The following is a 24,647-nucleotide window of genomic DNA, read 5'->3' as shown; positions in this document are numbered from 1 at the left end:
CGCGCACCTATTCCCATGATAAAAAATAGCATATATGCAGCAGAATGTCAAGTAAAAAATATGAAAATTATCCAATCTTCTAGGCAAGTTCTTGTTTGTCAAAACCGCACTTGTCGCAAGCAAAATTCAGCAAAGGTACTGGCAGCTTTTCAGAAATTGTCGCCCTCAGAAGTTGAAGTTGTTGCTAGCAGTTGTTTGGGACAGTGCGGCAACGGGCCGATGGTGTTGGTGCTGCCAGAAGAGGTTTGGTACAATGGCGTTTGCCCTGAAGAAGTGGCGACAATAACTGAGCAACATTTGCGGGGAGGAAAGCCGGTGGAGAGGATGCTTTACCGCAAGTTTCACCGACTTTCTAATTAGTCGATCGCCCGCCTTTAAAATTCTTCCGCAAACAACCGGCGGAGAATCTCGGTGACTTCGGCGGCGACTCTAGCGTCTTGTTCGATCGCCAAGCGATCGACACTGCTGGAACCGCCTACAGCTTTTTCTGCCCGCAAACTCATCGCCAAAGTTCTGACTTTTGCCGGCTTTCCCGCCGCCTTCGGCCGCTCGTCAACAAACCGCACTAAAGCCACATAAACTGTTTCTAGAGTTCCCCGGATCGAGCTCAGTCCGTAACCCAATTTTGAGATAATTACTGGAGAAGTGATCAGGCCTTCCATCCCCAAAGTTTTAATTGCTACGTCCACATATCGAGCGCTGTCGTGTCCCATTGCTCTGACAATGCTTTCTAAGCTGTTCCACTGAGATGCTTTCATGCGCGATCGCTGTTCGATGTGGAAGTGCCATCCTAACATGGAAATTAGCCTGGTCAAGTCATAAGCAGATACGGAATTTTTTTGTTTGGTGCTGTTTACTGCGGCACTTAAAAGCACTTGTTTTTTGGTGAGATCGAATATTTTTGGGTTGGTGAGATAAGGATTTTCGCCGTAATCGCCGCGAAAAATTAGGTCATTATTGCCAGTAGCGCTTTTCAGCCATTGCTCTAGTCCTATGCGAGTATCGAAGCGTTTGAACATCGCAGCTAAGGAGTTTGAACTTCCTATATTTGAGGCATAGCTAATCATGTCTTTTGCTACATCGTAAAAGTAAAAATCGTGTCTTAGCCCGTTGCCATCTCTAACAACGCAGTTGTCAATATCGCAGTCGGGATATTTGCTATTTATTTGACTGACGATATTAAGGAGTGCGATAATTTTAGTGGCACTCCACTGCTCAGCATTGGTAAGTGCGTTTTTTCCCAGCCACTGCGCCTGAATTTTGCCGTCTACAAAAGTACCAATGCAAACGCAGGCTTCCTTAATTTCTGCGTGCAAAAAATTTAAAGCTTGAGAGTTAATTTGAGGTAGTTCTACCACGCTGGGAAACGGGGTAAGTTTGAGGGGATTATTGGGGCCGGGAATAGAGCTAATTACTTTTAAGCCGTCGGGTTTCTGTTTGAGATAATCGGGATAGTTTTTAATGTGTTGTTGGTAAGGTGATTTTTCAATGCCCCTGTCTAAAAAAGCTAGTTTGTTTATGTTAGCTTTGGCATCTATTTCCATTTGGAGGTAGTTTTTGAAGATGCGCGCTCGGTCTTTTGCGAGTTCGAGGGAGGTGAGGTTCATGATAATTGTTGGCAGCTTGTTACCAATAAGTAAATCACTATACTAGGATTTACGCAAACAAACCGGGTTTCTCTGTAAAATTTTGGGTTAAGGAACGAAAAATTTATGAAGAAACCGGGCTTCAGACAGTAACTGCGTCCCGGAGTATATATCTGATTTCTGGCCCTACGATCGAGCTTTTTTGCCGCGTACTTGAATACGTTTGTCGGTTTTTTGTTTCTTAATCCAACAGACAAATTTCTGGAGTTCAGGGTCATTTTTGAGCTTTTCCAGGGTGTCGAGCTCTTGGGCGAGGTGTTTGTTGTCAAATAGAGAGTGAATCTGGCGGTGACAGGCTGAGCAAATGTCGATTGTCTGGCTTGGATCTTCGTTTTTCCGCTTGGTGTTTTGTTTGGGGATGAGGTGATGGGCGGTTAATGCTTCCATTTGTCGATCGCACAATTCGCACTGCATAATTTTCTCAATGCTGCTGGATAGGAGAATTGCTACTTTTAGTTTAGCGCGATCGGCTTTGAGGAGGTGAATGAAAGTCGATCGCACTCTCCAAACAATAAAAAAACCCCCAATTGGGGGTCGTACAAATCTCTTGTGGCAGAGGTCGAGAAGCCTCTGGGATCACAAAATATACAGCAGCAAAAACAAAACAATCCAAATCACATCGACAAAGTGCCAGTAAATCTCAGTCGCTTCGATTCCAAAGTGGTGCTCGCTAGAATAATGGCCTTGCGCGCGCGATCGCCACACCACCGCCACCATAAACAGCACTCCCAAGGTAACGTGCAAGCCGTGAAAAGCAGTCAAAACGTAAAAACAACTGGCATACAAATTAGTCGTCAAGCCAAACTCTAAATGAGCGTATTCGTAAACCTGACCGAACAAGAAAACTGCGCCCATAGCAATAGTTACGAGCAACCAATTCCGCATTCCGGCGGCATCATTCTTTTTAATTGCAGTATCCGCATTATGAATCACAAAACTGCTAGCAATCAGAATTACCGTATTGATTCCCGGCAGCAATAACTCGCGCTCCGGCGTACCTTCAGGAGGCCACACGGGGGCCATCGCCCGATAAATCAAATAGGCGGCAAACATACCGAAAAATATCATGCCTTCAGCGCACAGGAACACAATTACACCTAACATTCGGTGGTCGGGATGCTCGACACCGTGTGCTTCTACTTCGCCCTCGTGGTGGTAATTCAGGGCTGTTTTTGCCGGATCGATCGCTGGAATTTGCATAAGAAATTGGTAATGAAGAAGTCAGTTGTCAGTTGTCAGTTGGCAGTTGGCAGTTGGCAGTTGGCATTAGTCATCAGTCATTAGTTAACAGTCAACAGTCAACAGTCAACCATGCCTAATGACTGATGACTAATAACTATTCGCCATCTTGACTTTCATCAGCAGGAGAATCAACATTTACCTCTGATTCAGGAGCGACCAAAGTTGCAGTACCGCCAAAGAAAGTTGAAGCTTGAGCCTCCGCAATAGGGATACCTGTTTTCTGGGTATTGCGGGTGGCATTTTCCCTCAGCTTGAGCCTGAGACGTTCCCCTGTATTCTGAATTTTTTCCATGCCGTAATCGTAAGGCCCCGTTGCCAATACTGGCACTCCTTCAAAATTTTCGATCGGAGGTGGCGAAGTCGTCATCCATTCTAAACTCAAAGCTTGCCAAGGATTGTCACCTGCTTTCGGGCCGTACCTCCAGCTCCAAATCACATTAATGATAAACGGGATTGTAGACACTGCCAGCATATAAGCACCGACAGTACAAATGACATTAATTGTGGTAAATTTTGGGTCGTACATTGCCACCCGCCGGGGCATTCCTTGCATACCTAAAGCGTGCATCGGCAAGAAAGTTACAGTAAAGCCAACATAAGTTAAAACAAAGTGAACTCTACCCCAAAATTCATTAATCATCCGCCCCGTCATTTTGGGGAACCAGTGGTAAAAAGCAGCGTAAATTCCAAACACTGAGCCGCCAAACAGCACGTAGTGTAGGTGAGCGACGACAAAATAAGTGTCGTGAACGTGAATGTCGAAAGGTACGGAAGCCACCATGATTCCGGTGATGCCGCCGAGCACAAATGTTGAGATAAAACCCATCCCAAATAGCATCGCGCTGACAAGCCGGAGTTTTCCTCCCCAAATAGTTGCCAACCAGCTAAATATTTTAATCCCAGTTGGTACGGCGATGATCATAGTCGTGATCATAAAAAACATCCGCAGCCAGCCGGGAGTGCCGCTGGTAAACATATGGTGCGCCCACACGATCAAGCCCAAAAAGCTGATCGCGAGACTGGAATATGCGATCGCCAAATAACCAAAAATTGGCTTGCGCGAATGCACCGGCAAAACTTCTGAAATCACCCCGAAAAAGGGCATAATCATAATGTAAACTGCCGGGTGCGAATAAAACCAGAATAAATGCTGGTAGACGATGGGATCGCCGTTGCCTGTCGGGTTAAAAAATGCCGTCCCCGCTAACAAGTCAAACGACAGCAAAATCAAAGCTGCGGCTAAGACTGGAGTAGCAATCAAAGTGAGCGCTGAAGTCGCAATCATCGCCCAGCAAAACAAAGGCATTTCATTGAGACTCATGCTCGGAACGCGCATGGTAAAGATGGTAACGGCAAAATTCACCGCCCCCAAAATCGAAGAAGTTCCGAGAATCAAAACGCTGAGAATCCAAATTTCTTCCCCCGCTTGAGCAGTAACTAAGCTCAAAGGCGGATAGGAAGTCCAACCCGCCTGTGGAGCTCCCACCAAAAAACTGCTCAACAGCAACACGCCGCCTACGGGAATTAGCCAAAAGGCAAGGGCATTCAGTCTGGGAAATGCCATGTCTTTTGCCCCAATCATTAAGGGGATCAAAAAGTTAGCAAATCCGGCTCCGGCGGGTACGATCCACAGGAAGATCATCACCGTCGCGTGAACAGTAAATAAACTGTTGTAGAGTTCGGGGGTGACAAAATCGGCGTCGGGGGTGGCGAGTTCTGTTCGCACCAAGGTTGCCATCACGCCGCCGATTAGATAGAAAATAAATGTTGTTACCAGGTATTGAATACCGATGACTTTGTGATCGGTATTAAAAGTGAAGTAGTCGCGCCAATGTCTATCAGCGGGCGCTGTTCCGCGAGCCTCAGTGTTTGCACTTTCTTGGAACTGTGCTTGTGTCATAGTTATTAGTCATTAGTTATTAGTCATTAGTTAATAGCTCAGGATAAAATACCCAGTGGCCAGAACTAATGACTATTTTTAGTGATGAGTTGGGTGAAGTTGTTCTAGGGCTTCGGAATTAATTTTTATTTCCCTGACGTAGGGAGCCAAAAATTCTCCATCTGACAATTCCCCAGGATTGACTGCAACTGCTTGCTCTAAGTTTTGACTGCTAGCAACTTGCTGGCTTTGCAGCCAAGTGTCGAATTCTTCTGGCGTGTGAACGACTGCTACAGCTTTCATCGCTCCGTGATAAGCGCCGCACAATTCAGCACAAACAACCCGGTATTCGCCGGTTTTAGTTGGTGTAAATCTCAGTTCGCTCGGCCGGCCGGGAATTGCATCTTGTTTGAGGCGAAATTCCGGCAGCCAAAATGCGTGCAGCACGTCTTGAGCTGAGATATTTAGCTGTACGTCGCGGTTGACTGGCATATGCAGTTCGCCAGAACTAACGCCGCTTTCTGGATAGCTAAAAATCCAGGCGTACTGCAAACCTGTGACATTTACAACTAAGTCTGCTGGTTTGTCTTCATTTTCTGGGGAAGCGCCTACGCCTAAAGCAACGAGTTTTTGAGATGGAATTTGAGGGGCGTTTTGGGGTGTATCTGAGAGTGTGGCTGCGATCGCACTTCCCCGCATTTTAGAGTGCGCTTGCATGGTTCCGTGGTCGTGATTGCCCATCGGATCGAGGCCTCCCATTGAGTTGTAAATCTCAAAACTGTAGACTCCGATTCCTAAAATAATCACTGCCGGCACGGCTGTCCAAAGAATTTCTAAGGGAAAGTTGTCATGCCAAGGCGGCCCGTCTGTGTTGTCTCCTTGACGGCGGCGATATTTAATTGCAGCAAAGATCAGCACTCCCTGGACCATGATAAATAATCCAGTGGAAATGGTCATCATTGTATTGAAAAGTGCGTCTATGTCGGATGCTTCGTCAGAGGCGGCGATCGGCATCAAACCGTGATTCTGCCCGTACCAGAGACTGATCAGAGTCACTACGATGCCGGCGAGCATGGTGAGGATGGAACTTGGAATGTTCACGCTGGTACTTCTTAATAGCGACACTTCTTCGCTTGAAAAATGAAGGAAGCGCCTCTGGGTTATCAATTTTTAATTGTAAATGGTATTTTTAGTAAAATGTCTATCTTAAGGGTTACTTAAGGCTTAGTATGTTTGACCGAGCGATCGCGAGCCTCAAAAATACGTCTTTTGTACCTTGACAAAAATGAGTAAAAATGGTACACAATCGCTCTGTTTGGCTGCTAAATTTGAGATGGTTTCTCAAACACCATCAAATGCTGCTGGGGTAACATATCTTTTGTCTCTTTCCATACTAAACCGACGGCTGCCATTTCTTTTTTCACCTGCTTCTGCGTCATTTTGTGCAAACCTTTAATGGGAATCATCGGGTTTTCGCCGCGATACTCGATCGATACCGTGCGGCCTCCCGGTTTGAGTGCTTTCACAATTCCTTGCATCATTTCTCTGGGATATGCAAATTCGTGATAAGCATCGACCATCACAACTAAATCTACGCTATTTTCCGGCAAATTCGGATTGTCGATACTTCCCAAAACTGGCTCAACGTTAGCAATATTTTTTTCTTGTTTATTCAATTTAATAAAATTAATCATTTCCGGCTGCACGTCAACTGCCAAAACCTTTCCTTCTGGAACTAAGGGAGCGATGCGAAAGCTAAAATATCCTGTTCCCGCTCCAATATCGGCTACAATATCGGTTGGTTTTAAATCGAGATTGTTGACTAATCGAGCTGATTTTTCCTCCATGCCGCGAGACGGTCTTTCCAGCCAACCAGCACCTTCATATCCCATGACTTGAGCAATTTCTCGACCCATGTAAAATTTGCCGGTTCCGTCGGGATTGTGGACGGTTCGCTGCTGATAAATTGGGTCGCCATCGGCGGTTTTACTTACGGCTGCACAGGCATTGACCGGCAATATGCAAATTATTGCTAAGATAATTGCTGCTAGATGTTTGAGGAATAGTCGGTTTTTCACGATCGTCCTAATTGTATGTTTAATTCTGTCATTACCAGGCTCTGCGCGGTAATGCAGAACCAGAGGAACAGCCGAGCGAATATCGAGAATAGTTTAAGATTTAGCTGACAGCGGATTCTAATAATCTGATTGTACCAGAGTCAGCGTCGATTTCGACTTCTTGACCGATCGGCAAAGTGAACTGTTCCCGGATGTGTCCCACCATTGAACCGTACCACGCGGGAATCTTCAAAGGGCGAATGTGGTCGGACAAGACTTGAGGTAAGGTTAGGGACTCTTGCGGTTTTTCAGCTTCGCACTTGGTACACTGTCCGAAAATAAAACCTGATATTTTATCGAGAATGCCCGCTAATTTGAGCTGCGTCAACATTCTATCGATGCGATACACTTCTTCGCCAACTTCCTCGACAAACAAAATACTGTTTTCCCACTGCGGTAAATATGCAGAACCCACCATTGCTGCGATTACTGATAAATTGCCGCCGATTAGTTTTCCGCTAGCTGTGCCCCGCCCGATTGTTTGAACTTGCACGCTTTTGGAGTTTTGCATCGTCACAGAACCTCCGTCAAACAAAACTTTTTTGACGTAATCCACTGTAAAAGGACTCCAAGTTGACGCACCTAAAGGGCCGTGAAAAGTAACTCTATTAGTTTTAGCATAAATCGCCAATAACAGCGCCGTAATATCGCTAAATCCCATAATAATTTTGGGGTTGTTGCCGATAATATTGTAATCCAGGAGCGGCAATATCCGAGCACAGCCCCAGCCGCCCATCCCGGTAAAAATAGCTCGCACGGAGTCATCGGCAAAGGCTGCGTTGACATCGGCCGCGCGATCGGCATCCTTGCCGGCTAAATAGCCGTAGCGATCGTAAAAATGCTCTCCCAATTTAACTTTTAAACCCAGCTTTTCCATAACTTTAAAAAAATCCTCAATTTCTTTTTTGTAGTTGAAAGCAGCAGGATTGATTAAAGCTACTGTATCGCCAACTTGCAGGCGGCGCGGCTTAACGATCGCACTTTTGGGAGATAGGTTGGTTTGCGCGATCCGATTCGAGGGCTTCGCTAACGGCACAAGCTGAGTACCAATAGCAGTCAGCCCAAAAGTTGTCAGCAGAGCACGGCGGCGGAGAGTCATAGCTGTTAGGTAATTTTTGCTATAATTGTAAAGGAAAATTTCTGCAATATCAGTTTAAAATTGCCAGTTTCAAATGAAAACAGACACTAAAATCTCAGCTAAAAAATCTTGGGCTCAAGCTTTAGCCCGTCCGGCTGCGGAATTTCCGCTGACTCAGTTATCCGTTAAAAGCGGTAAAATTCCTGCAGGATTGCGCGGCAGTCTCTACCGCAACGGGCCCGGACGTTTGGAACGCGGCGGTGTTGCTGCGGGACACTGGTTTGATGGCGACGGTGCAATTTTGGCAGTACATTTTACCGATGTCGGTGCTACGGCTGTTTATCGCTACGTGCAAACAGCGGGATATCTAGCTGAAGAAAAAGCTGATAAATTTCTCTACAGTAATTATGGCATGACAGCACCGGGCCCTGTGTGGTTGCGGTGGACTAAAACTGTTAAAAATGCTGCCAATACTTCTGTTTTAGCTTTGCCCGATCGCCTTTTGGCATTGTGGGAAGGTGGCCCGCCTCACCGCCTCGATTTGCAAACCCTGGAAACTCAGGGAACGGACGATTTAGGCAGTTTAGATAGTAAATTTGTTTATTCTGCTCACTGCAAGCGCGACCCGATTACTGGCAATATTTTCAACTTTGGAATTACCAACGGTGCGACTACAAAGTTGAATCTGTATAAAAGCGATTTTACGGGCAAAGTCGTGCAACAATCAACATTTGCTTTAGATGGAATTTACGCGCTCCACGATTTTGTTTTTGCGGAAAAGTATCTGATATTTTTTATCCCGCCGGTGCAAGTCAATTTTTTGCCATTGTTAACGGGAATTAGCAGTTATAGCGAGTCGTTTAAGTGGAAACCGGAGTTAGGTACTCAGATATTAGTTTTTGACTCAGAAACTCTATCTTTAGTTAGTCGCGGCGAAACAGAACCTTGGTTCCAGTGGCATTTTGCTAACGGTTTTGTCAAGGAAGATGGTTCGGTGGCTGTAGATTTTGTGCGCTTCGCTGACTTTCAAACTAATCAGCGGCTGAAAGAAGTAGCGACAGGTGAAACTCGCACTGATGCGGAGGGGACTCTCTGGCGGGTGCATCTCAATCCTCAGACGGGGAAAGTGACAGCAGCCGAAGAATTGTTGGATCAACCTTGCGAATTTCCGACGGTACCTGCTTCAGAAATAGGGCAAGACTCACGATATATTTATCTGGCAATGTATCGGCCTGACGTTGATATTGTACCGGAACGTTATGGCGCGATCGCCCGTTTGGACACGCAAACCCGCAATCTCACAATTGCCGACTTGGGCGAAAATCGCTATCCCGCAGAGCCCATCTACGTTCCAGATATTTCCTCGGAGAAAGGTTGGATAGTAACAGTTATTTATGACGGCAATTCTGACAGCAGCGAAGTCTGGATATTTGACAGCGACGGACTTTCCCGCGAACCTGTTTGCAAGCTAGAATTGCCCAGTGTCATACCTTTGGGCTTTCACGGCACTTGGAAATCGGCAGTATGAGAAAATTGTAAAGAAGTGTTGCGGAAGATTTATTAAAAATTGTTGCCGCTTTAACTTCTAGTTGTTAAGGTGTGTGTAGATAGGAAATTCTCATATCTAGGAGGTGTGGAATTGATAATCTGCATTGCTCAATTATCCTGTGCCAATTCGCACGAATCCCCGGCGATTTTAAGTCGCGGTTGCACAGGATATCGTCTGCCTCTGCGGACTACAAAAAGAAGGGTAATTAAGCCCTGGCGAATAACCAATCCGGGCGAATATTCCCGGCCAATTTATTCGCAGCTACCAGGCAAAATCCGCCTCCACGGAGTGAAGAAAGAGGGGTTCTCCAACCCCGGTAAATCACAAATTCGTGGATAACCAATCCCCGGCGAGTTTATTCGCGGCTACACAGGCAAAGTCCGCCTCCGCGAACTGAAGAAACAGCGGTAATAAAGCCCGCTTGACCATGATTTCCGACTCGGTTTTCTCATTTCAGCTTGGTCTGCTGGAATGAGGTTAAATGACCAGATAATTGACTGATTTCTGGCAAACCCAAAGTTTAGTTCAACTCACGCGCACGTTAGCGATTCAACAGTTTTTGGTTTTGAGTTAACCCCACAAGTAAATGAGGTCTATCGAAACAAGATAGCCTTTTCAACAATTATGAATTATGAGTTGTTACCGCCAAAACATTCAACTCATAACTAATAATTCACAACTCACAACTCATAACTCCGTGCCGCGGTGAGCATCAACCAAAAGGTTTAATCTATGCAACTTCAAGGAAAAACAGCTCTTGTTACAGGGGCTTCGCGCGGAATTGGGCGATCGATCGCCCTGGAATTAGCGAGACAAGGAGTCAAACGTTTGTTGATTGTGGCGCGCAACCGCAAGCAATTAATTGAACTGGCAGAGGAAATCGATCTTTTTGGCACAGAAGTAGTGCCGTTAGCTTTGGATTTAACTCAGTCAGTAGCGGTAAATATTGCGATCGCCCAAGCTTGGCGAGATTGCGGCCCGATTCACCTGCTAGTCAACTGTGCGGGCGTAGCGCACCAAGCATCATTCTTGCGTTCTCCGCTGCCGTTAATCGAGGAAGAAATCGCCTTAAATTTGCTCGGAACCTACACAATTACCCGCTTGATAGCTCGGCGAATGGCGACTCAAAAAGAGGGAACAATCGTCAATGTTTCCAGCTTGATGGGAAAAATTGCTGCGCCCACAATGGCCACTTATTCTGCTACCAAATTTGCGATTTTGGGATTCACCCAAGCTTTACGCAGCGAGTTAACTCAGTACAATGTTCGAGTCACAGCTTTGCTGCCATCTTTAACAGATACCGACATGGTGCGAGACTTGGAGCAATTCCGGTGGGTAGTGCCCACAACTCCCGAAAAAGTTGCCCTAGCACTTGTCGCGGGATTGCACAAAGATGCGCCTGAAATCTTGGTAGGATGGCAAAGTCATCTAGCAGTTTGGTGTCACCGAATTGCGCCTTGGTTGCTGGATTTTGTGTTGCGGATGGCGACTCCAGAACTTCGGGATAAATCGCGGGGCCGCAAATTGCGGGAGGCTTTAGCTAGCGGGCGATAAACTCTTTTGTGGGCGGGATCTTCGGCCCACCCCACAAGAAAACTCATTCTTTGTGGAACGGGCATCTTGCCCGTTCCTAAGCGCACCTTACATTTGGCAAACACTCTAACTGTTAGTCATATCGTTTGCGGTTGCATCGGAATGATATAGAGGACACGGCACTGCCGTGTCCCTACCCCTATTAATTGTCAGGAGGACACGGCAGTGCCGTGTCCTGACCGTGAGTAATATTAATTCCGATGCTACCGGAGTTGATATCATTTCCATTCCCCCTGCAACGTAAAAGCCGCCCAATAATAGGGCGATTTCCATTTTTCCTCCTGCATCATTTCCATCTGCGCCGCCCTCAAAGCTGCCGCCGGCGCTAACTTTTGCTGCACCATTTTTTGATAAAACTTCTGCATGAACACAGCAGTTCCTTCATCATCCACACTCCACAAACTCACCGCCACCCGCTGCGCCCCCGCATACATAAATCCCCTAGTTAATCCCACCATTCCTTCGCCTTTAACATTCTGTCCCATTCCCGTCTGACAAGCACTTAAAACTACTAAATTTGCCGCCAGTTTCAAGTTGAAAATATCCGTGAGTCGCAAGAAACCATTGACAAGATTGCCCTTTTCATCTACCGTAGACATCAGAATTCCTGACAGTTCGGGATTTTTGCTGTTGGCCATGCCGTGGGTGGCGAAGTGAATGATTTGATAATTGACTAAATTTCCATCGGTAGCAGTAGTGCGACTGGCCTCAAAATCAAGTATTTGACGGGTAGAAACTGAGGGGAATAAGCTAGATATTGTTTGGGCTTCTTGGCGGCTAAATGCGAGACGTTCGGGTGGCCATTGCCGATTAGAAGCACGAAGCGATTGATTTAAACCGAGGTTGTTTGCTTCTAATTTTTCTGTTGTTGCTTGGGTAAGTTGTCCTTTAACTCTTTCATCGTCTGGACTGAAAACAGGATCGGCTAAAATTGCTAAAGTTTGGCCCGGTGGTTTTCTATCTCCGTAATTTTGCCGTAAAATGGCGAGACTTGAGGCGGAAGGCAGGGTAATAATTTCATGTTCGGCAATTAAGGGAACATTGGTATTGTGTCCCCGGGTTTGGGAAATAGTTAACGCCGAAAAAGGGGTATAGTGCAGCACGCCGTCGGGAACAATTAATAAGCGTTTGTTTCCTAATTGGGCGGAGGCCGGCTGTAAAATTAATTGACCCAGATTGGCACTCGCTTCGGCCACTTGTTGGGGAATATCTCTTTGGATTGGGCTAGTTGCTGCGTCTCGGAAATTGCGGGCTGCTGTTTCAATGTCTGCGCGTTTTGGCAATTCATAGCTAGTTAGTCCTGTTGATGTCACAACCCACAAATAACTCCGGTTTTTGCCAAGGGAATACTGCAATAAAATCGTGTTTTCATCGAGAATCTGTTTCTGAATTTCTGGCAGTGTTAAAGGTTGGGGTTGGGTGAGGGCAGCGTAGCGGGGGCTGGCGGTACGAATCTGGGCTTGAATTTGCTGATATTGTTGCAAAAGTGCGAGCCGCTGTTTGTCGATTTCAGCTATTTTAGTTTGATTGGGATTGGGGGTGCTGATTGTTTCGATGCGCTGCTTTTCAATGGCATCGAGTTGCTGTTGCAAGCTCTTTTCTTGTTGCAGTAAATCGGGGGAAATACCTTCGCGAATGTTGGCGTTACTTTCAAAGAGGAGTTCGAGGAGGCTGCGGGCCCTCGAACGTTCGCTGGCTTCTAAGGCTTTTGTATCATAACCGGATTTAGGATTAGTTTTGTGCAGTTGCATTAACAAATCGATGTAGAATTCGTAGTAGTTCTGGACTGTGGCAAAGTATGAGGTGCGGAGTTCTGGGCTGGCAATTAGGGTGCGGAGGTTTTCGATGATTTTGAGAGAGGATTCAATATCGTTGAGGGCTTCGGTAAGATTGTTTTGGTCGCGTTTGACAGAAGCTATATTGTAAAGGGTGCTAGCTTCCCCGCTGCTGTCGCCCACGACCCGAAATAGGGGAAGCGACTGGCTGTAATACTCTAGCGCTTTCTGTTTTTCTCCCAATTCTGAGTAGACAGTGCCGATGTTGTTGAGGGTGAGAGCTTCCCCATCGCGACCGCCGGTTGCCCGACTCAGGGGAAGCGATTGGCTGTAATACTCTAGCGCTTTCTGTTTTTCTCCCAAATCTGAGTAGACATTGCCGAGGTTGTTGAGGGTGTTCGCTTCCCCACCGCGATCGCCGGTTGCCCGAAATAAGGGAAGCGACTGGCTGTAATACTCTAGTGCTTTCTGTTTTTCTCCCAATTCATGGTAGACAATGCCGATGTTGTTGAGGGTGTCAGCTTCCCCGCCGCGATCGCCGGTTGCCCGACGCAGGGGAAGGGACTGGCTGTAATACTCTAAAGCTTTCTGTTGTTCTCCCAATTGAGAGTAGACAGTGCCGATGTTGTTGAGGGTGGTAGCTTCCCCGCTGCGATCGCCTACTGCCCGTCTCATGGGAAGCGACTGGCTGTAATACTCTAGCGCTTTCTGTTTTTCTCCCAATTGAGAGTAGACTTTGCCGATGTTGTTGAGGGTGACAGCTTCCTGTGTGCGATCGCCTACTGCCCGACTCAGGGGAAGCGACTGGCTGTAATACTCTAGCGCTTTCTGTTTTTCTCCCAATTGAGAGTAGACATTGCCGAGGTTATTGAGGATGGCCGCTTCCCCGCTGCGAGATCCTACTGCCCGACCCAGGGGAAGGGACTGGGTGTAATACTCTAGCGCTTTCTGTTTTTCTCCCAAATCTGAGTAGACATTGCCGATGTTGTTGAGGGTGGCAGCTTCCCCGCCGCGATCACCCGTTGCACGTCTCAGGGGAAGGGACTGGGTGTAATACTCTAGTGCTTTCTGTTTTTCTCCCAATGCTGAGTAGACGAAGCCGATGCTGTTGAGGGTGCTAGCTTCCCGGGAGTGATCGCCTACTGCCCGAAACAGGGGAAGGGACTGGTTGTAATACTCTAGCGCTTTCTGTTTTTCTCCCAATTGAGAGTAGACAGTGCCAATGTTGTTGAGGGTAACAGCTACCTCACGGCGATCGCCTACAGCCCGCAATAGGGGAAGCGACTGGCTGTAATACTCTAGCGCTTTGAGTTTTTCTCCCAATACTGAGTAGACATTGCCGAGGTTGTTGAGGGTGGTAGCTTCCCCGCTGCGATCTCCTACTGCCCGAAATAGGGGAAGCGACTGGCTGTAATACTCTAGCGCCTTCTGTTTTTCTCCCAAATCCTCGTAGACAGTGCCGATGTTGTTGAGGGTGGCAGCTTCCCCGCTGCGATCTCCTACTGCCCGAAATAGGGGAAGCGACTGGCTGTAATACTCTAGCGCTTTGAGTTTTTCTCCCAAATCTGAGTAGACACTGCCGATGCCATTGAGGGTGTAAGCTTCCCGGGAGCGATCGCCTACTGCCCGAAACAGTTTTAATGCTTCTTCAAATTTGACGATCGCACTTCTTTTTGCTTTCGCCGTTCCTTGCTGGTACAGTTGTGCTCCTTCTTTGAAAGCTTTTTCAGCAGCCTCACTACTGCTTGTTTGCGCTGTTTGTACGACTTTACCAACGGGCACGGCTGCTGCAACTGGCTGACTTAGCTGAACCGAAAGTGCGATCGACATACCAGCCAAAACCCATTGAGTGCGATCGAGCATAGCCACCCCTTTTGTATTTTTGTCAATTTTACTCACTAGCTCGCTTAGTGTAAAGGCAGGAAGAAGTAAGGGCGATCGGCATTTTTGCTAGAGTTAACGAGTAGTGCGATTCCCTGCGGGATCGCTACGCCGCGCGTACTTTTTCCCAGCATGAACAACATCCCAACTACCCCCGATCCCGTAACCAGCCACTGGGATTGCCCCGAATGCGGCGGCACCGGTACCCTCAGCCCAGAAATTTGCCCTGTTTGTCTCGGAGCAAAATACATCGATCTCGCTACAATAACGAACTGGATGCTCGATTTTATGGAATCTCGCGGCTGCGATCGAGCTGAGATCGATCGATTGCGAACCGAAAGCCCAGACCCCCTAACATTAACTTTTTGCCTCGAAGTTTGTATCGCCCTGAAATAAACAACGATATCAAGTCTGCTTAATTACTTATAAATCATTTACGGGCATGGGGCATCGGGCATGGTCGGAAAAAAAACGCACTCTACAAGTTGATTTAACTGAAACGAAATAATGCCCAATGCCCTATTCCCAATGCCCTATTCCCAATGCCCTATTCCCAATATTCAGTGTCCCTTAACCGGATGTTGCCCGTAAAAAGGCAAAGCATCCGACCAATCAGGACGACTTCCCATTTGCCACTCCAAATAAGCCAATTCCAACACACTAGAAACCGACCAACCCAACTCGCTACCAACTTCAATTAACTGATAAGAATTCCCCCAATTATCCAACTTTTCATGCCAAGATTCAGGAGTCATCACCGTATCAGGAAACAACTCAGTTAAACCCAAATCTTTGTTAACTGAATAAACCGCCCCAAATAATTGTCCCCGCTGTGCAGGCATTTGCAGCGCCATCTCCTGATTTGAGATAGATTTTTTACTGCTGCTGCAAGCGACAGCCGCCAAAGTTGAAACCGCAAAAACCGGAATATCCAACTGTTGAGCCAAAGTCCGCGCCGTCACCATACCCATCCGAGTCCCCGTGAAACCTCCGGGCCCCTTCGCCACTGCAATAAAAGCCAAATCCCCCCAAGTTTGTGGCCCAATAAACTCGACTAAATACTGATGCAAATGAGTGGCTAAATCGCGATCTAAATTCCAAGTTTGGCAGCGAGAATCCCCGGCAAAATTGCTGATAGCTAAACCGAGCTCGCGACTAGCTGTGTGCAGGGCTAAGCCGTATTTTTTAACTAATGTTCCGTCTTGGGGATTGCTATTCACGATTAGTGGTAATTTTCCTTAACAAAAAACAGCGGCAAAGCCACAACTAAACAACCCAAAAGAATGCCAAATATTCCCGTATTTAAAATCCGGGAATTACCCAGGCCGCCACTCATCAAAAACAGCACTACTAAACTTCCCAATAAATTTTTATTGGCAAATTCTTTGTGTTGAGAAACTTGATGCTTCACCGTCATAAAACCCGACGTAACTATTAGCGCAAACCAAGAATTAAAAATGACTATTTGAGAGCCAAAGATAAACCAAACTAAGGCAAACATTAGCGCATCTATCCAAAAATCCTGAGTTTTCAACTTCGGCAGCCAAAATTCTTTGGTAGTAACAGAGGCGATTTTCTTGAGTAATTGATGGTGCTGCAGCCGCACGAGTTTGTTTCTCAATTTAATCTTGGGATCGATTTGCAATATTTGCTTCCACTCCGGGCGGCGAGAATTGTTAACTCTTCCCAACAGCTTCACGGTGGCGACTTTATTTAACTGCAAATCGGTGAGTCTGGTGGCAATTATTTGAGATAAGTGCGGATAGTAAACGGGGTTGTCTTCGGTTCTGTTGATGACTATATTGAGCTGTTGCTTAGCTTGACTTACTTGGATTGTAACATTGTAGGGGGCGAGATCCTCTTGCAAAGCTTGCTGAATTTCGGCTTGCTGTTGGCGAGTGAAAAGCGACACACCGGGCGCAGGTGTAACCACCCGTTCTGCGGGCGTTTCCGGCGCGTCTAGCACGGGCTGTGCGTCTAAATACACCGGTTTGGGGTTCAAGTGCCGGATGACTGCTGATGCTGAGCTGTAGCGCCGATTGGTGGCACTTTGAAGCATGGTGTCGAGGATGCGGCCGAAATCGTCGCTAACAGCAGTCTTCAAATAATTTCGCCAAGCCCAAGAATCCTCTGTACTGTCGAACAAATCGAAGGGAGGAATTTCGGTCAGCAAGTGAATGCAGGTAACACCCAAACTGTAGATATCGCTAGCAAAAACTGCTTTCCCCATCAATTGTTCTGGGGCTGTATAAGCAGCACTGCCGATAATTGTACCAGTTTGTGGCAAACCGGTTGCTGTTACTTTCTTCGCTGCACCAAAGTCTACTAAAACGATATCTTTTTGGAAAGGAGAGGGTTGATAGGAATTTTCTAAGGCGGGTAAAGGGGCTGGAGATAGCCTGCGGCGAATGATATTTTCGGGTTTGATATCGCGGTGAATGACTTTGGATTTGTGGACGAAGTGGAGCACTGGCAATAAATCGTTGAGGAGCTGCCGAATTTGAGTTTCGGTAAAGGCTCCTTTTTGTTCTAATTCTCTGGCTAGGTTTTTGCCGTCTATAAATTCTTGTACTAAATACTGTCTCCCGTCTTGTTCAAAATGCGCGATTAATTCTGGAATCTGAGGATGTTTTCCCAAGGTTTCTAGCTGTGCTGCTTCTTGGTGAAATAGTTGAGCGGCTTTTTCGGCTGAGGTATTTTGCGGGAAAAATTGCTTGATTACGCACTGCGAAAAAATCAGGGGTTTAGTTTCATCAACTGCTAGAAATGTTCTGCCAAAGCCTCCTTGCCCGATCGGCTTTATGGTTCGGTAGCGAGATGCTGATGGCGTTTCTGCGTCAAGAGTTAACAACAATTTGGAGCCGCAACTTTGGCACAATTCTGCATCCCCTGGGTTGTGCGGATTCTGACAAGTTGGGTTTAAGCAATAGCACATTGGATTTTAGATTTTAGATTTTAGATTTTAGATTTGTAATTGGGAATGGGGAATTGGGCATCGGGCATCGGGAATTTGGAATTAGGAATTGGTTATTGGTTGTTATCGTTAACAACTCACAAAAAAACTATAAAAAACAACAAATAGCAACCAACAACCAACAAATAACTAATGACTACTGACTAATGACTAATGACTTCTGCCTTAAGTCGGGACGAGTTCGCCTGGCCGCAATTTTGCCCATTTGCCGGTCTCTTGCTTGAAACTATGACACCCAACTACATCCCATTCCATTTCAATTTCGTCTTGGCGGGGGCGGATGTTGACGTTGATGGTGGGTTCTACAGGGTCGAAATCGGGTGTTTCGGTGAGGTGAAGCTGTTCGTGCTGTTCTTCTACGGCGTGGTAGGTGAAACAGCGGTCTACATAGTGGCAGTTAATACAAATACACATTCTTGATATCCTCTGTGCATTTCAAAAAGATTGGTGAAAATTGAGCTTTCTGTTAATCTAGCGTAGCAAGAGTTTAATTGTTTGTAAGGAAAGTAGATTTTTGTTGCGATGCCGATTAATTTGCCCTCTTCATTATCTCCTGATACTTGGCCTTTTGATTTGGAACTGCTGACACCGCCTGCTTATCTGGTGGGCGGTGCGGTGCGGGATGCGCTGCTGGGGAGGCGATCGCACTATTTTGATTTAGATTTCGTTATGCTAACACGGGCCGTGAAGACTGCTCGAAAAATTGCCGATCGCACGAAAGGTGGATTTGTCTTGTTGGATGCCGAACGCCAAATTGCGCGGGTGGTGTTTGCGGGCGGTACGGTGGATTTGGCGCAGGCGGAAGGGGGGAGTCTGGAGGGGGATTTGCTGCGCCGGGATTTTCGGATAAATGCGATCGCCTACAATCCTTTTACAGGAGAAATCATCGATCCTTTGGACGGTCAAACTGATTTGCGGTTGGGTGTGCTGCGGATGGTTTCGCGGTCAAATTTGGAGGACGATCCGCTGAGGTTATTAAGAGCTTACCGCCAAGCGGCACAGTTGGGTTTTGCGATCGAACCTGAAACTGAATCGGCGATTCGGGAATTAGCGCCGCTGTTGAGCCGGGTAGCGGTGGAACGGGTGCGGACGGAATTGGGTTATTTGTTGAGCAATCCTAACGGTGTTCCTTGGATTTGTCGCGGTTGCGAAGACGGTTTGTTTTCGATTTGGTTTGAAAGTGCGATCGACCGTTTCGATATTTTGACAAAAATTGACGCATCTGCTGACAAATTAGCTGCAATTTACCCGGAATTAGGGAAGGAATTCGGCCATCAGATTCGAGATACAATTAAAACGCCTTTGTTGGCTGTCGCGAAGCTGGCTATTTTGGCAGATTCCGACCCGACAATGGCTGAAACGCAGTTGCTGCGGTTGAAGTACAGCAATGCGGAGATTAAAAGTGCGATCGGGCTTTTGAAATACTTGCCACAATTGCAAGCAAAACCCATCGCGGAAATGTCTTTGCGGGAACAGTATTTTTTGTTTCGGGATGTGGGAATAGCATTTCCAGTTTTAGCGGTTTTGGTCGTGGCTGCGGGAGTTGCGGTTGATGAGATTTCACTGTTAATTAATCGCTATCTTGATGCTGATGATATTATTGCTCATGCCACACAATTAGTTAGCGGCAATGATTTAATGGAATATTTGAAATTGCCCAGAAGTCCGCGCATCGGTCAATTTTTAATGGAGATTCAATTAGCGCGGGTGGAGGGGAGAATTGCGACTCGCGAAGATGCGCTGAAATTGGCGGCAGAGTTGGTTAATCAGTCAGTTTAAATGGATATATTTCAGAAGTTAGAACGGGCAAGATGCCCGTTCCACAAAATTCAACTTTCCCGTGGGGTGGGCTTCTAGCCCGCCCTAAAAAGTTAGTTTACAATGCTAAAAAATCAGAATCTTAAACAACATTTTTTAATTCTTCCGGCAATTCAAACTTGCCATCGGCACCCGGTTCAAACTCAACAACTTTCAACACAGCATCAACATTCAGCGGCCCGTAAATGTGGGGGTAATTTTCACCGGCAGCATATTCATACTTAAGTTCAGCTTCTACTTTGTCCGAGTCAATCCAAAGCAGCAGCAATCCTGTTTGTCCCACAAAAAATTTATTAGCAGATCTAAGAACTTGTGTCAGAGTCGAACAGTGGATAAATCCTTCTGTATCTAGCGTATCTCCGCGATAGGATTGAACTTGTTTTGCTTCTTCCCACTGTTGGCTGCGGGTGATGTGAAAAATAATGCTCATAATTGAATAAGTTCTAGGTTTAATTGACAATTGGCAGCAAAATTTGAGACGGACAATTCCCGCCACAACTTACTGTCAGCGTGATAATTTTAGCATCGATCGCCCGCGCTTCACCGTCCGGCGCACCCGTTCCCGGATTCACGCCGTAAGCGGGAAAACAAGCCGCACTCAAACTCAGACGCAAGGCATTACCTTTGGCAATTTGCATACAAGTTGCTTGCAGCACAATTCTTACAGGTGTTTCACCTGAATTCACCCGGACGTAACCTTGACTAAAATTGTAGACGCGGCCGCTATCTTTTATCTCAGAAAGTATGGCACACAAATCAAAACTCGGCGCATCTGCTGTACAAAATACTTTGAGAATTATATCTCCAGCTAAGTGCAAATCTGCTGTTAGCGGTGCCGAAGTGTATGTTAACACATCGGTGCGGCAGTCAATTGTCGATCGCTCGATCGCACCTGCAGGAAATCCAGCGTGACCTCCCAATGATGGCACCGGCCGCCAAGGGTCATGGACGAATATATCCTCAGTGCAAACATCCGGGCAACAATCTGTTAAAATACCCGTATCTTCTCTCATCGCGGCAAGTCCATTACTTGCTAAAAAATAAGATTTATGATTATTATTAGGCAATTTATCAAATTTCCGCCAATCATTCCTCCCCATCTCAAATAGCGAAATCGGCCGCTCGTCTAATATTCCTGTATCAACTCCTTTGAGGAAGCGATCAAACCAGCGAATTTGCAACTCATCCACAGGATTTAAAGCTGCAAAACCATAATCCAAAGCTCCAACTTTTCGCCCCCAAGGTAAATGCGCCCAAGGGCCAATTATTAAATGCTGCGGACAGGAACTCCGGCTCGCCATTTCCTTGTAAAGATGGATTGTTCCCCGCAAATAAGTATCAAACCAACCGCCCAAGTGGAGCATGGGCAAGTCTAAATCTTTGATGTTTGGCGATAACTTTTCCCAATAGTCGTTCGGTCGATAATTATCCAACCAATCGTGATAATGTGAGTTGGGTGCCAGATTTTTAATAATCTCAGGACGGGCCGGCACGCTATCGTATAGCGGGAGATTTCTCGAAGCTGCATACAAGGCTTGATAGGCAGAAATATCGCCTTTTAATCGAGCGGTTTCGGCGGCTAGCTGAATTGCCCAGCCGAGATTTGATTGCAGACAAAACGCGCCGCCTTCATAGGCCCAATCTGTGTATAAATTGCAGCCTACCATTGCCGGACAAATTGTGATTAATGCGATCGGTTTAGCAGCCGCCGCGTAGAGTTGAGTCATGCCTTGGTAGGAAAAACCATACATTCCGACTTTGCCGTTACTTCCCGGCAGATTAGCTGCCCAATTGACGCTATCAAAACCGTCTTGTGTTTCGCTAACAAATAGGTTAAATTCGCCTTCGGAAGTGCCGCGTCCCCGCACGTCTTGGATGACAACGATGTAGCCGTGTTTGGCGTACCATGCGGGATGGGAATATACTACTGTAGAGGCGAGATCCCTTCCGTAAGGTTGCCGCATTAACAATACTGGAAATTCGCCCTCCGCATCGGGGCGGTAGATGTCAGCATCTAAACGCAGGCTATCTGTAGTTAGCATTGACGCTGTTTCTTTCGGACAAAGTTTCAGCATAAATCCTAAAAAACATCAAATAAAAAAGTTTGTAGTAACTGAGATGTTCCACCATTCTCGATAAGCATTTTATGAACAGGCAAGATGCCTGTTCCACAATAAAATTCATCTCTTGTGGAACAGGCATCTTGCCTGTTCTTGAGGGGCAGGATGGCCAACCCCTACTCCCCACAATAAAATTCACTCTTTGTGGAACAGGCATCTTGCCTGTTTTTGAGAATGGTGCAACATCTCAGTAGTAAGGGCTTTAGCTTTTTCTCTAAGCACTCAAGTTCTTACTACAAATCTAGGACTCAAGTCCTTACTACAAACCTAGCACGATACGAGTACATCCGATCGCCCAAGAACTCTCATATCTTCCTCATCGAGTTCGACTGGTGTACCGCTGCGAATTAGTTCCACAAAATCCTCATTCGGCACCATGATGCACAAAGCGTACAAACGTTCACTTCCCGTATTCTCAATTACGTGAGTGCCTGTTGGAGGCACTAACAAACTATCTCCAGGTTGAATACTAACTGTTTTGCCGTCGCAGGTTGCTTGCCCTGTTCCTTTGAGTACAAAAAACATTTCTACTGCGAATTGATGGCGGTTGGGAGGAGTTTTGCCACCCGCATCGAAAATCTCCACGCAAACTGTTAATGAAACATTAGCTGTTACCGGATCGAAGACGATAGCTAATCTATTAGTATCACCCGGACTGATGCGAAATGCTTGGTAGTCTTTCGGAGACTTTATAACAGGAATCATGCACTGGTTTGTCATTTTTTTATTGTTAGTTGTCAGTTGTTATGTTTCTGGTGTCATTACTGAGGATCCAGAGTCATTAGTCCGCCGCTCAACCTCCAAAGTTTATTGATTTCACAGGAGAGTTCGCTGTCAGAGCAGGAAGCGAGATATATAGGCTTTGCTGTGCGGGACTCTCGCACTCCTAAAAAACGCTTTTTATACTCCAGAGGGATACTCCCCTGATGACTGCTATTTAATTGCTTCTAACATAGCCTGAGAATCCGACAAAAAGCCAAAACATTGTTTAACGTTATAAAGAGTAGCTTGCCAGCAATACTCGGGAGATGTCGTAGCTGTACAATCTTTGACTAAAATACAGTCGTAACCGAGGAAATTAGCATCTTGCAGGGTAGCCATGACGCACTGATCGGCGTTTACTCCTCCGAAGAAAAGTGTAGTTCTGCCGAGGTTCCGCAAGATACTATCTAAAGGAGTATCCCAAAAGCCGCTCATCCGATATTTATCAACGCAAATATCCTCCGGTTTGGGTTTTAATTCATCGACAACCTGCGCCGCCCAACTCCCTGCCATCAGTACAGGTGCGTTGTTTTTTGGCAGCGGATCTCCCAAACCTACGCCGTCGCCTGTGGGATTGTAAACGTGACGGGAAGCTGCACTAATATTGAGTAAATCGGGGCGGTTTCCCCAGTTTATCCAAATAATTGGTACTGCGTGCGATCGCAATTTTGGCAGCAAATTTGTTAAAGGATTAATTGGAGTTCTTGCGGGCGTTACATCTACGCCTATATGTGCTAGCCAACCGTCGGGATGACAGAAATCGTTTTGCATATCTATCACCAACATTGCTGCTTTTGCTAAGTCCAAACGCAGGGTTTTAGTTTCTGTTTCCATGGTAACAGGTTGAGGCGCGATCGGCGATCGGGTGATATCGGCAATTTTGGCATCAACTTTCCAAGCATTCGGCGGTACGCCCAAAGTGCGGAGAGAATCAGGATTCATATAGATTGTGACTCAAAAACAATTTCAATCTTATAACTATTTGATTGTTATTAACTTGTCATATCTTAAATTTTTGTTATAATTAAGTATTCAGGGTAACTTTTTGATTGAATTTAGAATTTATTAACTTTATTATTTTTGGGCGATCGCCCATGTTAGCGCCTGGGAATCATACAATAAAAATCAATATAAATTTACAGGGTAGTTCTTTTATGTAAAGGATGGAGGATAATACCTCTATGTCCAGTCTTTTGAGGAGTCTCATCATGAAACCCTATCTAATTTGTCCCACTTGTGGTTCTGACGATGTGATGAAAAATGGGATGACTCGTCGGGGAAAACAAAACCACAAATGTCGCGAATGTGGTCGGCAGTTTGTCGAAAACCCTCAGTGGAAACCCAAAGACACCGACACTTTGGCAAAAATTGAGTTACTTCTGTTGGAGCGGATTTCCCTGGCTGGTATTGCCCGAGTCATGGGCGTTTCCCAGAGCTGGCTGCAAAATTATGTGAACCAGTTGTACGGTGCAATAGAACTCAAAGCCACAGTCATTCCAAAAGAAATTGGAAAACACACAGTCCAAATGGATGAACTCTGGTCTTTTGTAGACGCCAAAGGGAATAAACAATGGGTCTGGTTAGCAATGGATACCAAGACTCGGGAAGTGATCGGATGTCATATTGGAGACCGCTCCTCGAAATCGGCTCTTGCATTATGGGATTCACTACCAAGTGTCTATCGCCAATGTGCCAAGATTTATACCGATTACTGGGAAGCCTATGCCGTAGTTTTACCAAGTAAAAGGCATAAGTCCGTCGGCAAGGAAAGCGGATTAACCAGTTACATTGAACGATTAAACAATACTCTCAGGCAACGAATTTCGCGATTAGTCAGAAAGACGTTATCGTTTTCTAAAAAGTTGGAGAATCACAAGGGTGCTATTTGGAACTTCATTCATGACTACAATCACCAAATCAGATTAGGAATGCTGAAAGTTCAACAGCCTCAATTTTCTCCATCCTTTACATAACAATACTCCGGACAGTTTTTAGGCAGCCAGAGTACCATAAGACAAGACTGAAGGAAGATTTGGATGATTTAAAATCAAATCCGGGTCTAAATCTAACTTATCAATAAAGGTAGAAAGTAGATGCTTATTGAATTCTAGGCGTTTATAAGAAGCCATTGAAAAGACAAACGACTTGGCAGATGAATGACAACTAGAAAGTTCATGTTTGGCTAAGTTTAAGGCAATTAGACTGGCATTAAA

Annotated in this window: 21 protein-coding genes and 1 pseudogene; 6 read left to right on the top strand and 16 right to left on the bottom strand. The window is 46.1% G+C overall.

Annotated features, from left to right (window positions below; all coding sequences use genetic code 11):
- Positions 1-60 precede the first annotated feature (60 nt).
- The gene (locus tag QUA25_RS16665; RefSeq protein WP_333039692.1) at positions 61-360 is read left to right on the top strand and encodes a (2Fe-2S) ferredoxin domain-containing protein; all 300 of its coding nucleotides are present in this window, start codon (positions 61-63) and stop codon (positions 358-360) included.
- Positions 361-374: 14 nt separating this feature from the next.
- Here QUA25_RS16665 and QUA25_RS16660 read toward each other — a convergent pair whose 3' ends face one another.
- From QUA25_RS16660 to QUA25_RS16630, 7 genes are all read right to left on the bottom strand, one after another.
- Positions 375-1,607, bottom strand: a complete 1,233-nt coding sequence (locus QUA25_RS16660; RefSeq protein ID WP_333039690.1) for a hypothetical protein — start codon at positions 1,605-1,607, stop codon at positions 375-377.
- A 165-nt stretch (positions 1,608-1,772) separates the two neighbouring features.
- A complete protein-coding gene (locus QUA25_RS16655) occupies positions 1,773-2,147 on the bottom strand; it encodes an HNH endonuclease (protein ID WP_333039689.1) in 375 nt (124 codons plus the stop codon).
- Between the two features lie 75 nt (positions 2,148-2,222).
- Entirely contained in the window at positions 2,223-2,846 is a 624-nt protein-coding gene (locus QUA25_RS16650) for a heme-copper oxidase subunit III (protein WP_333039688.1), read from the bottom strand.
- 136 nt (positions 2,847-2,982) lie between these two features.
- Positions 2,983-4,788: a cytochrome c oxidase subunit I gene (gene ctaD, locus QUA25_RS16645; protein ID WP_333039685.1), complete on the bottom strand. Its 1,806-nt coding sequence runs from the start codon at positions 4,786-4,788 to the stop codon at positions 2,983-2,985.
- A gap of 78 nt (positions 4,789-4,866) precedes the next feature.
- Positions 4,867-5,868, bottom strand: a complete 1,002-nt coding sequence (locus tag QUA25_RS16640) for a cytochrome c oxidase subunit II (protein ID WP_333039683.1) — start codon at positions 5,866-5,868, stop codon at positions 4,867-4,869.
- A 221-nt stretch (positions 5,869-6,089) separates the two neighbouring features.
- Positions 6,090-6,848, bottom strand: coding sequence for a class I SAM-dependent methyltransferase (locus QUA25_RS16635; RefSeq protein WP_333039771.1), 759 nt, complete (start codon positions 6,846-6,848; stop codon positions 6,090-6,092).
- Between the two features lie 97 nt (positions 6,849-6,945).
- Positions 6,946-7,983 (bottom strand): LD-carboxypeptidase, encoded by a 1,038-nt coding sequence (locus tag QUA25_RS16630; protein ID WP_333039681.1) that lies wholly within the window; start codon positions 7,981-7,983, stop codon positions 6,946-6,948.
- 73 nt (positions 7,984-8,056) lie between these two features.
- Between QUA25_RS16630 and QUA25_RS16625 the strand changes: the two genes are divergently transcribed.
- Together QUA25_RS16625 and QUA25_RS16620 are read left to right on the top strand one after the other, a co-directional pair.
- A complete protein-coding gene (locus QUA25_RS16625) occupies positions 8,057-9,490 on the top strand; it encodes a carotenoid oxygenase family protein (protein ID WP_333039680.1) in 1,434 nt (477 codons plus the stop codon).
- A 753-nt stretch (positions 9,491-10,243) separates the two neighbouring features.
- A complete protein-coding gene (locus QUA25_RS16620; protein WP_333039678.1) occupies positions 10,244-11,065 on the top strand; it encodes an SDR family NAD(P)-dependent oxidoreductase in 822 nt (273 codons plus the stop codon).
- Positions 11,066-11,322: 257 nt separating this feature from the next.
- Here QUA25_RS16620 and QUA25_RS16615 read toward each other — a convergent pair whose 3' ends face one another.
- The gene (locus QUA25_RS16615) at positions 11,323-14,742 is read right to left on the bottom strand and encodes a tetratricopeptide repeat protein (protein ID WP_333039768.1); all 3,420 of its coding nucleotides are present in this window, start codon (positions 14,740-14,742) and stop codon (positions 11,323-11,325) included.
- A gap of 84 nt (positions 14,743-14,826) precedes the next feature.
- Here QUA25_RS16615 and QUA25_RS16610 point away from each other — a divergent pair, with 84 nt between their 5' ends.
- The gene (locus QUA25_RS16610; protein WP_333039676.1) at positions 14,827-15,156 is read left to right on the top strand and encodes a hypothetical protein; all 330 of its coding nucleotides are present in this window, start codon (positions 14,827-14,829) and stop codon (positions 15,154-15,156) included.
- 164 nt (positions 15,157-15,320) lie between these two features.
- On the opposite strand, the gene tsaB is transcribed toward QUA25_RS16610, so the two are convergent.
- From tsaB to QUA25_RS16595, 3 genes are all read right to left on the bottom strand, one after another.
- Positions 15,321-15,980, bottom strand: coding sequence for a tRNA (adenosine(37)-N6)-threonylcarbamoyltransferase complex dimerization subunit type 1 TsaB (tsaB, locus tag QUA25_RS16605; protein WP_333039674.1), 660 nt, complete (start codon positions 15,978-15,980; stop codon positions 15,321-15,323).
- Between the two features lie 2 nt (positions 15,981-15,982).
- Positions 15,983-17,695 carry a serine/threonine-protein kinase gene (locus QUA25_RS16600; RefSeq protein ID WP_333039673.1) on the bottom strand — a complete coding sequence of 571 codons (1,713 nt, stop codon included), beginning with the start codon at positions 17,693-17,695 and terminating at the stop codon, positions 15,983-15,985.
- Between the two features lie 204 nt (positions 17,696-17,899).
- Positions 17,900-18,148, bottom strand: coding sequence for a Ycf34 family protein (locus tag QUA25_RS16595; RefSeq protein WP_333039672.1), 249 nt, complete (start codon positions 18,146-18,148; stop codon positions 17,900-17,902).
- A 108-nt stretch (positions 18,149-18,256) separates the two neighbouring features.
- Between QUA25_RS16595 and QUA25_RS16590 the strand changes: the two genes are divergently transcribed.
- Positions 18,257-19,513 carry a CCA tRNA nucleotidyltransferase gene (locus tag QUA25_RS16590; RefSeq protein WP_333039671.1) on the top strand — a complete coding sequence of 419 codons (1,257 nt, stop codon included), beginning with the start codon at positions 18,257-18,259 and terminating at the stop codon, positions 19,511-19,513.
- A gap of 121 nt (positions 19,514-19,634) precedes the next feature.
- Here QUA25_RS16590 and QUA25_RS16585 read toward each other — a convergent pair whose 3' ends face one another.
- The 4 genes from QUA25_RS16585 to QUA25_RS16570 form a co-directional block, all read right to left on the bottom strand.
- The gene (locus QUA25_RS16585; protein WP_333039669.1) at positions 19,635-19,982 is read right to left on the bottom strand and encodes a DUF952 domain-containing protein; all 348 of its coding nucleotides are present in this window, start codon (positions 19,980-19,982) and stop codon (positions 19,635-19,637) included.
- A gap of 19 nt (positions 19,983-20,001) precedes the next feature.
- The gene (locus QUA25_RS16580) at positions 20,002-21,594 is read right to left on the bottom strand and encodes a CocE/NonD family hydrolase (protein ID WP_333039667.1); all 1,593 of its coding nucleotides are present in this window, start codon (positions 21,592-21,594) and stop codon (positions 20,002-20,004) included.
- A gap of 345 nt (positions 21,595-21,939) precedes the next feature.
- A complete protein-coding gene (locus tag QUA25_RS16575) occupies positions 21,940-22,377 on the bottom strand; it encodes a cupin domain-containing protein (protein ID WP_333119778.1) in 438 nt (145 codons plus the stop codon).
- Positions 22,378-22,605: 228 nt separating this feature from the next.
- Positions 22,606-23,376, bottom strand: coding sequence for a cysteine hydrolase family protein (locus tag QUA25_RS16570; protein ID WP_333039664.1), 771 nt, complete (start codon positions 23,374-23,376; stop codon positions 22,606-22,608).
- Positions 23,377-23,642: 266 nt separating this feature from the next.
- Between QUA25_RS16570 and QUA25_RS16565 the strand changes: the two genes are divergently transcribed.
- Entirely contained in the window at positions 23,643-24,407 is a 765-nt protein-coding gene (locus QUA25_RS16565) for an IS1 family transposase (RefSeq protein WP_333039662.1), read from the top strand.
- 18 nt (positions 24,408-24,425) lie between these two features.
- Here the strand turns inward: QUA25_RS16565 and QUA25_RS16560 are convergent.
- A pseudogene (locus QUA25_RS16560) lies at positions 24,426-24,647 on the bottom strand (transposase); the annotation flags it as partial.

The organism is Microcoleus sp. Pol17C6 (assembly GCF_036701145.1).
GTDB lineage: Bacteria > Cyanobacteriota > Cyanobacteriia > Cyanobacteriales > Microcoleaceae > Microcoleus.
Note: the sequence above shows the minus strand (reverse complement) of the source record. Positions and strands in the feature narration are given on the sequence as shown.